At 63.3% G+C, this 11,742-nt stretch carries 11 protein-coding genes; 6 read left to right on the forward strand and 5 right to left on the reverse strand.

Annotation, left to right across the window (positions count from 1 at the left end):
* Positions 1 to 442 (forward strand): flavin reductase family protein (locus EN750_RS04890; RefSeq protein WP_145967419.1); only part of this gene is annotated, 442 nt, incomplete at its 5' end.
* Here EN750_RS04890 and EN750_RS04895 read toward each other — a convergent pair.
* Positions 439 to 1,170, reverse strand: coding sequence for a TetR/AcrR family transcriptional regulator (locus EN750_RS04895; protein ID WP_127379837.1), 732 nt, complete (start codon positions 1,168 to 1,170; stop codon positions 439 to 441). The genes EN750_RS04890 and EN750_RS04895 overlap by 4 nt on opposite strands.
* Positions 1,171 to 1,278: 108 nt before the next feature.
* Between EN750_RS04895 and EN750_RS04900 the strand changes: the two genes are divergently transcribed.
* The gene (locus tag EN750_RS04900; RefSeq protein ID WP_127395785.1) at positions 1,279 to 1,953 is read left to right on the forward strand and encodes an isoprenylcysteine carboxylmethyltransferase family protein; all 675 of its coding nucleotides are present in this window, start codon (positions 1,279 to 1,281) and stop codon (positions 1,951 to 1,953) included.
* A gap of 7 nt (positions 1,954 to 1,960) precedes the next feature.
* Here the strand turns inward: EN750_RS04900 and EN750_RS04905 are convergent, their stop codons facing one another.
* Together EN750_RS04905 and EN750_RS04910 are read right to left on the reverse strand one after the other, a co-directional pair.
* The gene (locus tag EN750_RS04905) at positions 1,961 to 2,842 is read right to left on the reverse strand and encodes a CoA ester lyase (RefSeq protein ID WP_127395786.1); all 882 of its coding nucleotides are present in this window, start codon (positions 2,840 to 2,842) and stop codon (positions 1,961 to 1,963) included.
* A 3-nt stretch (positions 2,843 to 2,845) separates the two neighbouring features.
* Positions 2,846 to 3,298 (reverse strand): MaoC family dehydratase, encoded by a 453-nt coding sequence (locus EN750_RS04910; protein WP_023810497.1) that lies wholly within the window; start codon positions 3,296 to 3,298, stop codon positions 2,846 to 2,848.
* 150 nt (positions 3,299 to 3,448) lie between these two features.
* Here EN750_RS04910 and EN750_RS04915 point away from each other — a divergent pair, with 150 nt between their 5' ends.
* Positions 3,449 to 4,573 (forward strand): DUF2336 domain-containing protein, encoded by a 1,125-nt coding sequence (locus tag EN750_RS04915; protein WP_127395787.1) that lies wholly within the window; start codon positions 3,449 to 3,451, stop codon positions 4,571 to 4,573.
* On the opposite strand, the gene EN750_RS04920 is transcribed toward EN750_RS04915, so the two are convergent.
* Positions 4,570 to 6,636 carry an FUSC family protein gene (locus tag EN750_RS04920; protein WP_127395788.1) on the reverse strand — a complete coding sequence of 689 codons (2,067 nt, stop codon included), beginning with the start codon at positions 6,634 to 6,636 and terminating at the stop codon, positions 4,570 to 4,572. The genes EN750_RS04915 and EN750_RS04920 overlap by 4 nt on opposite strands.
* A gap of 44 nt (positions 6,637 to 6,680) precedes the next feature.
* Positions 6,681 to 8,735, reverse strand: a complete 2,055-nt coding sequence (parE, locus tag EN750_RS04925; RefSeq protein WP_127395789.1) for a DNA topoisomerase IV subunit B — start codon at positions 8,733 to 8,735, stop codon at positions 6,681 to 6,683.
* 237 nt (positions 8,736 to 8,972) lie between these two features.
* Here parE and cpaB point away from each other — a divergent pair, with 237 nt between their 5' ends.
* Genes cpaB through EN750_RS04940 form a run of 3 tightly spaced genes read left to right on the forward strand, consistent with a single transcriptional unit; the run spans position 8,973 to position 11,649 of the window.
* A complete protein-coding gene (gene cpaB, locus EN750_RS04930; protein WP_245481739.1) occupies positions 8,973 to 9,899 on the forward strand; it encodes a Flp pilus assembly protein CpaB in 927 nt (308 codons plus the stop codon).
* Positions 9,900 to 9,929: 30 nt separating this feature from the next.
* Entirely contained in the window at positions 9,930 to 11,375 is a 1,446-nt protein-coding gene (locus EN750_RS04935; RefSeq protein ID WP_127395790.1) for a type II and III secretion system protein family protein, read from the forward strand.
* A 4-nt stretch (positions 11,376 to 11,379) separates the two neighbouring features.
* Positions 11,380 to 11,649 (forward strand): hypothetical protein, encoded by a 270-nt coding sequence (locus EN750_RS04940; RefSeq protein WP_127269273.1) that lies wholly within the window; start codon positions 11,380 to 11,382, stop codon positions 11,647 to 11,649.
* The last annotated feature ends 93 nt before the right edge of the window (positions 11,650 to 11,742 follow it).

An 11,742-nucleotide genomic window follows, 5' to 3' on the forward strand; every position in this document is an offset into this window, starting at 1 on the left:
GTTCTCCTCCGAAGGCGAGAAGGACAGCGCCTCCTTCGCCCAGGAAACCGGCGAGTTCGTCGCCAATCTCGTCGGCCGCGATCTCGCGGAGAAGATGAACCGCACATCGGTCAACGCACCGCGCGGCGTCAACGAGTTCGTCTATGCCGATCTTGCCATGGCGCCGTCTCGGCTGGTGGCGCCGCCGCGCGTGGCGGCAGCGCCGGCCGCGCTCGAATGCCGGGTGACGGAAGTCTTTCGGCCAAAGGCGCTGGACGGATCGCCGACACGCGCTGTGATTGTTGCCGGTGAAGTGGTCGGCGTGCACATCGACGACGCCTTCCTGACAGACGGCCTGTTCGACATCACCAAGGCCGGCAATGTCGCCCGTCTCGGCTATATGGATTATGCCAGCGTCGACGAGGTGTTTTCGATGCGCCGGCCGCGCTGGGACAAGGACTAGATATCAGGCTTGGCCAGCGCCTTGCCGGCACTCTTTCGCCGCCTGGCCGTCATGACGGTGCGCACATAGCCGGGCTCGCCGATCCGGATGCTTCCATCGGGCAGGCCCAGTATGCGGTCGAGAGCGATCTCGTAGAGCCTGACGCGTTTCTCCAGGGCCTCGATCGCGATCTCCATGTCGGCGTCGCTGCCGCCGGCAATTGCCTTGGCAACGACGTCATGCGTGGCCATGCCGAACTGCATGACGATGTCGGCAACACCTTCCGGATCGAAGGTCCTGAAAGTGCCGTCTTCGATCCCTTGCCTGATGATCTTGACCAGCAGAGGTGAAAACGACGCGCTGGCGGCCAGATTGATACGGTGGAAAAGCACCAGATTCTCAGGCCGAAACATCGTCTCGAAAAGAGTCCAAGCTTCGGGCGCGGTCTCGATCTTTGCCCGCCGCGACTGGCTGAGCAGGCCATTCAGGCGGCCAAGCGGGTCTAGGTCCGGATCGTCGATTATGTCTTGCACCCCAGCCAGTGCCTGTCTTGCAAAGCGATCGGCCAATGCTTCCAGAAGAGCCTCCTTGGAGGGGAAGTAGTGATAGAAGGCGCCCTTCGAGACGCCGGCGGACGCAATCACGTCGTTGAGGCTCGCTTTGTCATAGCCCTGCGTCAGGAAAAGGGTCTGGGCATGGTCCAGAAGCTCTTCTCGCCTGAACTCTGGATGCTTGATGACACGGGGCATGATGAACCTTCTGCACAGTTCGCTTGAATTACAGACCGCTGGTCGGTATGGTAGACCGATGGTCTGAAATTGCCAGTGCAAGTGAGCGGATATCATGAAAGGTCGATCATGATCGCGAAATTGGTCCTCCAAACATTCGTCTGGTTTGGCGCCATGGGCGCCTTGCTCTTCCTGTCGGCCGGCACACTGCACTGGCCGGGGGCCTGGGTCTATCTGGTGGGGATGGTGGGGCTCAGTCTCACCTTGGGCGTGGCGCTGGCAAGGCGCGATCCCGGCCTGATGAATGAGCGGCTGAGTTCTCCCATCCAGAAGAATCAGGACACGGCCGACAAGGTCCTGCTGTCCATACGACTGTTCGCCATCTTTGGTTCGCAGATATTCATGGGGTTCGACGTCCGTTTCGGCTGGTCCGTGGTTCCCGTCTGGGTGCAGGTGGTCGGCGCGCTCGTCCTGCTGCTCGGAATCTGGATCTGCTATCTGACGATGCTGGAGAACAGTTTCGCGGCGCCCGTGGTGAAGATCCAGGATGAACGCGGACAACGTGTGATCTCCACGGGGCCTTACAGCTACGTCCGCCATCCGATGTACGCTGGCGCCATCCTTTTCTTCGCCGGCACTGCACTTCTGCTTGGTTCCTGGTGGGGGCTGGCGTCGGTACTCGTGATCGTCGTTCTCCTGGCCATCCGCACCTTCATTGAAGAGAAGACGCTTCGCACCGGCCTGCGCGGCTATGACGACTATGTGGCCCGGGTCCGTTACCGCCTGATCCCATTGGTTTGGTAGCAGGCGCTCAGGCGGAAACACCTGCCGCCTTTGCCCGCGCCAGAAGCCGCTCGGCTAGCCGCAGATGCGGTCGATCGAACATCTTGCCGTCAATGCCGACAACGCCGGGACTTCCCGCTGCCGCGAACGCGGCGACGATTGCTGCCGATTGTCTCACGGCCTCGGCCGACGGCGTGAAGGCGGCGTTGATGACCGGCACCTGATCGGGGTGGATCGCCATCTTGCCGGTGAAGCCATCGCGCTCGGCCTCGGTGCATTCCGCTTCGAAGGCCGCCATGTCGCGAAAATTCGGGAAGACGGTGTCGATCGCCTCGACCTCCGCCGCACCGGCGGCAAGTATGGTCATGGTGCGAGCGTGTCGGAACACGTCCGTGTAGCGGCCATGCTCGTCGCGGGCGCTGCGCGCGCCGATCGCCGCCGACAGGTCTTCAGCGCCCCAGGTGAGGCCGGCAAGCCGCGCACTTGTCCCGGTATAGGTCGCCGCCGCCAGCACGCCTGCCGGCGTTTCGGTGATGATCGGCAGGATCTTGATTGCGCCGTCGGCCAGATCATTTTCGGCCTCGCGCACCCTGAGCTTTGCCGACAGATGCTGTACATCCTGGCCGCTGTTCGACTTGGGCAGCATGATGCCGTCGGGTCGTGCCGGCACCAACGCCACCAGATCGTCATCCGTCAGGCCGGTCGTGAGGTCGTTGACCCTGACATAGATGGCTGAACTGGTTTGCGCCCTGCGTTCCAGGATGAAGCGCGCCGCCACCTCGCGCGCCAGCGCCTTGTTGTGCGGCGCCACGGAATCTTCGAGGTCGACGATGATCACGTCGGCGCCGGCACCAAAACTTTTTTCCAGTTTCCTCTGGGAATCGCCAGGGACGAACAGCAGCGAACGCATGCGTCAGATCGCCTTCTTCAGCATCATCGCTTGCCTGGTGCATTTGGCGACGAGATCGCCATGCTGGTTGTAGGCGCGATGCTCGAATTCGACGATGCCGCGATCGGGTTTCGACCTGGATTCGCGCACCGAGATGACTGTCGTCTCGACCCGGATGGTGTCGCCATGGAAGACCGGATGCGGAAACACGGTCTCCTTCATGCCGAGATTGGCGACCGTAGTGCCGACTGTGATGTCATTGACCGAAATGCCGATCATCAAGCCGAGCGTGAACAGCGAGTTGACCAGCGGCTTGCCCCATTCGCTCTTGGCGGCGAAATCGAAGTCGATATGCAGCGGCTGCGGGTTCAGCGTCATTACCGAAAACAGCATGTTGTCGCTTTCGGTAACGGTCTTGCGCAGCGTGTGCTGGAAGACATGGCCGACAACGAACTCTTCGAGATAAAGCCCGGCCATTTCTTTCTCCTCAGGTGCTTGACGGTGATAGGCGCTGCAAATCAGCCTCGCAAGCCAGTTAATGAACATGGTGAACGGTTCGTAAACCAATTCTGCCTACGGTCGTCAGTGGGGTCAGAAGCTTCTGACAAGGGGCGTAAGCAGGCGGGCATGGTTGTTGTTTCGCATTTCCTGAAATGGATCTACACGGCCAGGGTGTCGGAGCGTGCAGCGGCGGCGAGCGCTCTGGCCCGGGCCTATATCAATTCCGAATTGCCTTTCGAGGACCGTTGCGCCGCCGAGGCGGCGCTGACGCTATTGCTCGACGATGCCTCGTCGAAGGTGCGGCTGGCGATGGCCGAGGCGCTGTCGATGAGCCACCAAGCGCCAATGCAGATCATCAGCGTGCTGGCCTCCGACCAGCCGGAAGTCGCCGGCGTGGTGCTGGCGCGCTCGCCGCTGCTCACCGACGCCGACCTGATCAACCGCGTGGCCTCAAGTCCGAAGGCGACACAGAAATTGATCGCCGACCGGCCACTCGTCTCGATGGCGCTGTCGGCGGCCATCGCCGAGATCGGCGAGGCGGACGCCTGCGCGGTGCTGCTCGCCAACAGCGGCGCCGACATCGCCTCGCTCAGCTTCCGCCGCATGGCCGAACGGCATGGGCACCTGCCGCTGGTGCGCGAGGCGCTGATATCGGATATCAGGCTGCCGGCCGACTGTCGGCATATGCTGCTCGTCAAGCTCGGCGAAATGTTGAAAACGTCGCCACTGGTGATGGCGATGATGGGCGCGGCGCGAGCCGACCGCGTCATGCGCGACGCCTGCGTCAAGGCTTCGGTGACGCTGATAGAAGGCACGCGCCAGGAAGAACATGCGGCCCTGATCGAGCATCTCAGGCTGCGCGGCGACCTTACCGCGAGCTTTCTGATCCGCACCATCGCGCATGGCAAGGTCGATTTCTTCGGCTCGGCGCTGGTCGCGCTCAGCCAGCAGTCCGAACAAAGGGTAAGGGCGCTGCTTGCCGGCGGGCATGATGTCGCCTTGCAGGCGCTGTTCCGCAGCGCAGGACTTGCCGCAGTCACCCATGCCATCATCCTGCGTGCGCTGAAGATCTGGCGCGAGGTTGCCAACGGCAAGCGCGTCGCCGGTGTGCAAGAGGTCAGCTGGCTGATGCTCAAGGAGGAGGGCGGGCAGTCCGCGGAAGGCGATCTTGCCACGCTGGTCAAGTCGATCCATCTCGACGCGCTGCGCGAGAACGCACGCGGCCACGCACTGGCGATAGCGGCGGCTTAGCCTTTATCCCTCGCGAAAAAGTCCGGGAAATCCTCCATCGCCGCGGCAATGATGCGCAGCGATGCTGCGATTTGTAGCAATTCGCCGGTGCCGTTTCGCTCGGCGATGTTCGCTGCGTACTGCCGGGCGACGGCGACGGTCGAGGTCTGTGGATCGCCGGGCGCGCGGAAAAGCAGTTCGCGCGCCAGTCCCCTCAGGAAGTTGGCGATCGAAAGCGCGGTCTCGGATGGAATGGCATGGCTTTGGCTTGCATCGCGCAGCCGAAGGACCTCCAGGCCGACGGTGACGGCGGCGACTCCGCCGCCCAGAACCGCATCGCCCTTCTGACCGGCATTCTGCACCAGCGGCATCAGCTGGTTGATGCGGTCGTAGGCGAGGCTCTCGAAGGCCGACCGCCTCGGCACCCGCTCATGCAGGCAAAGCCGCGCCAGATCCTCGCGCATGGCGCGCACGATGCGGTTGGCCGCGAGCCACGGATCGGCTGGCAGCACGACGATGAAGACACCGATCGCCAGCAGGATGCCGACCAGGATCGACGCCGACCCGGCGAAGAAGGGTACGGGATCGTAGGTCATCGCCTGGTGCGGGCTCAGGAAGGCGAGGAAGTTGATGGCGAAGGCCGTCGCCACGCCGACATAGCGTGGATTGGCCATGGCCAGCGCCGTCGGTACAAGGATGGGCACGACAAACAGCATGAACCAGCCGAAGCCCGGCAAAGCGGGCAGCGCGATCTGGCCGACGAGAAAGGCAAAGGGCAAAGCGAGCAGCGTTCCCTTGAAGAAACCCCAGGCGACCTGCACAGGGTCGGGGCGAGCAGCAAACAGGCTCGATACGACAGCAACGAGGATGACCGTACCGGCCGCTTCCGACCATTTCGTCGTCAACCAGAAGGCCGCGACCAGCAGCGTGGCAAGGGCAGCGCGCACGGCGTTGCGCGACGCGCCGGCGTAATCGCGATGCACCACCAGCGCAGGCTGCCTGCTGCCCCTGGCCGACCGCGTGGCAGGCGCGCGCAAGGCGTCGAGGCCGCGCAGCACCTGCTTGAGCGCATCGGCGAAATCGGCGGCGATGGTCAGGCGGGTGATAGTGCCGACCCTGTCGTCGCCCTGTTCGGTCGAGGCATCGGGCATTTGCCGGGCGTTTCCGGCAATCGCATCGAGCCGAGCCATCCACAGCGCCGTATCGTTCAGCGCGCCGGGCTTGGTCGCCAGCTCGCTGACCAGCGACTGCAGTTCCGAGCGTACCGGAATGAGCGCCGCATTCTTCGGAGCGGCGTGCGAATGCAGCGCGCGTGCCGCCGACAGGGCCGAGAGCAGCTGTCCGATGGTGCGCCGGACCGGATGGGCGCGCGGCGCGAAGCTTGGCGCCTCGAGCCTGGCATAGGCGCGCATCTCGCCGAGCGTCTGGGCATCAGTGATCAGCTTCCGGTGCAGCGCGGACAGCGTTGCCGGGTCGCCGCCGGAGAACGCACCGTCGGCATAGGTGGCAAGATCGAGGATGCAGCGTTTCAGGCGCGAGACGATGGCGTCGCTGGCCAGTTTTGGCAGGATCAGGCGGCTGGTCAGGCCGGCGCAGACAATGCCAAGCACGATCTCGGCACATCGCGCGATCGCGAGGTCGACGACGAGATGCGGCTGTCCGAAGGCGGGCAGGCCGATGATCATTGCGGTGTAGCCGGCGAGCGCGGCGCCATAGGCTTCCGGATTGCGCAGCAGCGACGAGACGAAGGTGCAGATGCCGATCCAGACGGCAAGCACCGTCACCAGCACCCAGGGGTTGGTGCCGAATACGGTGGTGATACCGATCGCCGCGACGCCGCCGACCAGCGTGCCGAGCAGCCGGTAGAAGCCCTTCGCCAGCACCATGCCGGCAACCGGCTGGGCGACGATGAACACCGTCATCATGGCCCATTGCGGGTGGTCGAGTTTTAGGGCGTAGGCGGCCAGCAGTGCGATCAGGCCGGCTGAAACGGTGCGAAGAGCGAAAATCCAGTCCGAGCGCGTCGGTTGCGTCAGGTCGGTCAAACTGGTTTCGAAATAGCCTTTCAGCCGTGCCGCAATCACACGCTGGTCTCCATATCAGAAGCGCAAGCTAAACCGGCTGATGGCTAGATATCCAGCACTTCCGCCGCGGCGAATTCGGCGCGTTCCTGGATGAAGCGGAAACGGGCTTCCGGCTTGGTGCCCATCAGTTCATCGACCCTGTCCTTGGTGGCTGAATCGATTTCGTTCACATCGACCCTGAGCAGCGTGCGCTTCCTCGGGTCCATGGTGGTTTCCTTGAGCTGGGCGGCCATCATCTCCCCCAGGCCCTTGAAGCGGCCGAGTTCCACCTTGCCGCGCCCGGTGAATTCGGTGCGCAGGAGCTCGTCCTTGTGCGCGTCGTCGCGGGCATAGGCGACCTTGCCGCCTTGCCTGATCGAGTAAAGCGGCGGCACGGCGAGGTAAAGGTGGCCGCCGCGCACCAGCGCCGGCATCTCCTGGTAGAAGAAGGTGATCAGCAGCGAGGCGATGTGGGCGCCGTCGACGTCTGCGTCGGTCATGATGATGACGCGGTCGTAGCGCAGATCTTCATCGCGGTACTTCGAACGCGTACCGCAGCCGAGCGCCTGGATCAGGTCCGAAATCTGCTGGTTGGCCGCCAGCTTGTCGTTGCCGGCGCTGGCGACGTTGAGGATTTTTCCACGCAGCGGCAGGACGGCCTGGCTGGCGCGGTCGCGCGCCTGCTTGGCAGAGCCGCCGGCGGAGTCACCTTCGACGATGAACAGTTCGGCACCGGCCGCGGCATTCTGCGTGCAGTCGGCGAGCTTGCCCGGCAGCCGCAGTTTGCGCACCGCGCTCTTGCGCGACACTTCCTTTTCCTGGCGCCGGCGCACCCGCTCGTCGGCGCGCGCGATCACCCATTCGAGCAGCTTCGAGGCTTCCTGCGGATTGTCGGCCAGCCAATGGTCGAACGGATCGCGGATCGCGGTCTCAACAATTCGAATTGCCTCGATCGTCGCCAGCCTGTCCTTGGTCTGGCCGACGAATTCCGGCTCGCGGATGAACACCGACAGCATGCCCGCCGCCGAGATCATCACGTCTTCGGAGGTGACGATCGAGGCGCGCTTGTTGCCGACGAGATCGGCATAGGCGCGCAGGCCCCGCGTCAGCACGTTACGGAAGCCGGCCTCGTGGGTGCCGCCTTCGCCGGTCGGAATGGTGTTGCAGTAGGAATTGATGAAGCCGTCGCCGCCGAACCAGGTCACCGCCCATTCGAGCGAGCCATGGCCGCCTTGTTTCTCGCTCTTGCCAGCGAAAATCTCGCGCGTCACCTGGAAGTCGTCGCCCAGCGACGCCTTGAGATAGTCCTTCAGGCCTCCGGGAAAGTGGAATTCAGCCTTGGCCGGTGTCTGGTCCTTTTCCTTGATCAGCGACGGATCGCAGGTCCAGCGGATTTCGACGCCGCCGAACAGATAGGCTTTCGAGCGCGTCATGCGGTAGAGCCGCGCCGGTTCGAACGCCGCGCCCTTGCCGAAAATCTGCTCGTCGGGGTGGAAGCGGATCTTTGTGCCGCGCCGGTTGTGGATTTCGCCCAGTTGCTCCAGGCCGGTCACGGGAACGCCGCGCGAGAATTTTTGTCGATACAGTTGCCGTCCCCGCGCGACCTCGACCTCGAGATGGTCCGACAGCGCGTTGACCACGGACACGCCGACGCCATGCAGGCCGCCTGATGTCTCGTAAACCTTGGAGTCGAACTTGCCGCCCGAATGCAGCGTCGTCATGATCACTTCGAGCGCCGGCTTCTTGAACTTCGGGTGCGGATCGATCGGGATGCCGCGGCCATTGTCGGTCACGGCGAGATAGCCGTCGGCCGAGAGCTCGACATCGATGAAGGTGGCATGGCCGGCTACCGCCTCGTCCATCGAATTGTCGATGACCTCGGCGAACAGATGGTGCATCGCCTTGTCGTCGGTGCCGCCGATATACATGCCTGGCCGGCGGCGCACCGGCTCCAGCCCTTCCAGCACCTCGATGTCGGCAGCGCTATAGCCCTCGCTGCCATCCTTGATTGAGACAGGACGCTTGGTGGCCTGCACCAGCGGATCCGCCGGGCGCGCCGGTGTGCGAACCGGCTGCGGCTGCTTGTCCATATTGCCGAAGAGATCGTTGTTGTCGTCCATGCCTGCCATAGGGTCCGGTGCTGCGAATCACCTCGCGATACTGCCACGCTTTTCAGCGCCAAGCGACCGAGGTTCCTGTTCCGTTCGGGGATCTGATCCCTCTTAACCCAAAACCATTCGATAACCAAGCTGGCGGAAATAGGTCCGATGCCGCCGCGCAAGATTCCTGATTCTTTAACAATGCGGCCTAGCGTGAGCCCAACAAAACAAGAAACTGCTGATATCAGGGGTTTAGGCGTGAGGGGCAAGGCCATATCGATGATCGGCATCGCCGCCGTTTTCGGGGCGATCTCGATCTTTGCCGCGGATTTCTGGGTCAAAAGCCAGGCCGAGGCCGATTCCGAAGAGAAGACGTCGTCGATCCCGGCACTTGTTGTGCCGAAGGTCGAGTTCAAGACCATCGTGGTGGCGAATGCCCCATTGCGCTACGGCATGGCGCTCGACCGCGCGCAGCTCAGCGAAATCCCGTGGTCGCAAGAGGCCGTGCCGCAGGGCGCCTTCACCACCATCAATGCGTTGCTTGCCGATGGCAGCCGCGTGGTGCTGTCGCCGATCGAGGTCAACGAACCGGTGCTGCTGACCAAGCTGTCCGGTCCGAACGGCCGCGCGACACTCTCCAACATGATGACGCCTGGAATGCGGGCGGTCACCATCCGCACCGATGAGATCGCCGGTGTCGGCGGCTTCGTCACGCCCGGTGACCGCGTGGACGTGGTGCTGACGCGCGATGCCGGCGAAATTCAGGAAGTGGCCAAGAATGCGCAAGGGGCCGCCGGTTCGACCATCACCTCCGAGATCGTCGTCGCCGATGCCAAGGTGCTGAGCGTCGGGCAGGGCGCCGACGAGCGCCAGACGACGCCGCAGATTTCCAATTCGGTGACTATAGAGGTGACGACAGACGGCGCGCAGAAAGTGGCGTTGGCCCGCACCGTCGGCACCTTGTCCCTGTCGCTTCGGTCCGCCAGCGAAGGCGGTGACGGCAAGAACGGCGTCACCACCATCTCCTCCTTCGGCGGATCGGTCGCCTCGGATGTGCAGGCCGCGGCCGGCTCGGTGTTCGACGCCGTCACCAAGGAGCCGGAGAAACCGAAGTTCAAGACGGTCATCGTAACGCGCGGCACGAAGGCCGAGGAATACCAGGTTCCTTCGCGGGACCAGAAATAAGCCAGTGGGGACTGGGTGAGGGACGGGACAATGTTCGGGCTGTTCACATATCGGGTCATGGGGCGGTTGCGCATTTTGCGTGCGGTGGCTGTCGCGTCTTCGCTGGCTGCTGCCGCGATGCTGGCTTTCGGCGCCTCGGCGAGAGCTGACAACGACATCGTCTATGTGTCGTCGACCAAGAATGCGTCGATCAAGGTTGCCAAGGGCAAGCCGAAGACGATCATGACCAGTGCCGCCTTCTACCAGATCGTCATCGGCGACCCGGAGATCGCCAACGTCAATCCGCTGACCGACAAATCCTTCTACGTGCTCGGCAACAATCTCGGCACTACCGGCATTGCGCTGTTCGATGAGAAGAAGCAGCTTGTCGGCACCGTCGACATCGAGGTGACGCTCGACACAGACCAGCTGGCCAGCACCATTCGGGCCAGCGTGCCGGATGCCAGGATCAAGGTCGGATCGGCCAATGGCCGGGTCGTGCTGTCGGGCGAGGCGGATGACGCGGTCGCCGCCGAAAAGGCAAACAAGATCGCGACGCGCTTTTCCGGCGCCGAGGAGGTCATCAACTCGGTCAACATCTCATCGTCGCAGCAGGTCCAGCTCAATGTCCGCTTTGTCGAGATCAACCGCCAGGCGGGTCAGGATCTGGGCGCCAAATACGCCGCCAATTTTGCCTACGGCCTCGGTGGCCGCGACGTCTCGATCGATCCGGGTACAGTGCCGGCCGCCGGCACCGGCGAGATCATCGGCAGGCTTTTGTCGAACGGCGTGTCGATCGATATCGCTATCAAGGCGCTCGAGGAACGCGGTCTCGCCCGTCGGTTGGCCGAGCCGAACCTGATCGCCCGGTCCGGCCAGACGGCGAGCTTTCTCGCCGGCGGCGAATTCCCGATCCCGGTCTCCGAAGACGACGGCAAGATCTCGGTCAGCTACAAGAAATACGGCGTCAGCCTGGATTTCACGCCGACCGTCCTCAAGGATGGGCTGGTCAGTCTGGACATCGCGCCGGAAGTCTCCTCGATCGACGCATCGGCCTCCTACAATATCGGCACCATCTCGGTTCCCGGCTTCATCGTGCGCCGTGCCAGGACGTCGGTCGACCTGAAGAACGGCCAGAGCTTCATGATCGCTGGACTGCTGCAGTCGCAAAACGACATCACCACGTCGCGCATTCCCGGCCTCGGCAAGATGCCGGTGCTTGGGGCGCTGTTTTCCTCGAAATCCTATCAGCGGCGCGAGACCGACCTCGTCATCATCGTGACGCCCTATCTGGTCAAGCCGGTCGATCCGTCGAAGAAGCTCATCGAGCCGACAGATGGCACGCAGCCGGCCAGCAACGCCGACTATTTTCTCAACAACACCGAGGAAGTGAAGGATTCCGATGCCGGTCGCACCGTGGCGCTGGCAGACGGCCGCGTCACTCAACCTGCAGCGGCCGCTTCGGCTGGGCATTTCCTCGACCTGCCGAAGGATTGAAGCCATGCGTCTGGTCTTTGGATCGAGCGTCGCCTTGCTGCTGACCGGCTTTGCCGCCGGCTGCACCAGCGACGACTATGTGCGCAGCGAAGGGCCGACGGCCGGCGCCGGAAATGCGCAGGCCGCCAACACCGTCATGCAGATGGTCGATCCCTGGAAATACGGGGTCCAGAACACCAGGCTCCTGGTGCCGGCCCAACGAGGCAGTGCCGCGGCTGTCACACCCGATCAGGCGGCCGGTGCCAAGGCGTCGCAGTCCAGCACGACCAATTGATCCCACGGGCAACTGATCCAACGGTCGATCGACCTGACAGGCTGACAGAATGGCAAACGGCATCAAGACCAGGAAGATCCTGCTCGTATCGAC

The organism is Mesorhizobium sp. M7A.F.Ca.ET.027.03.2.1, from assembly GCF_003999175.1.
Lineage (GTDB): Bacteria > Pseudomonadota > Alphaproteobacteria > Rhizobiales > Rhizobiaceae > Mesorhizobium.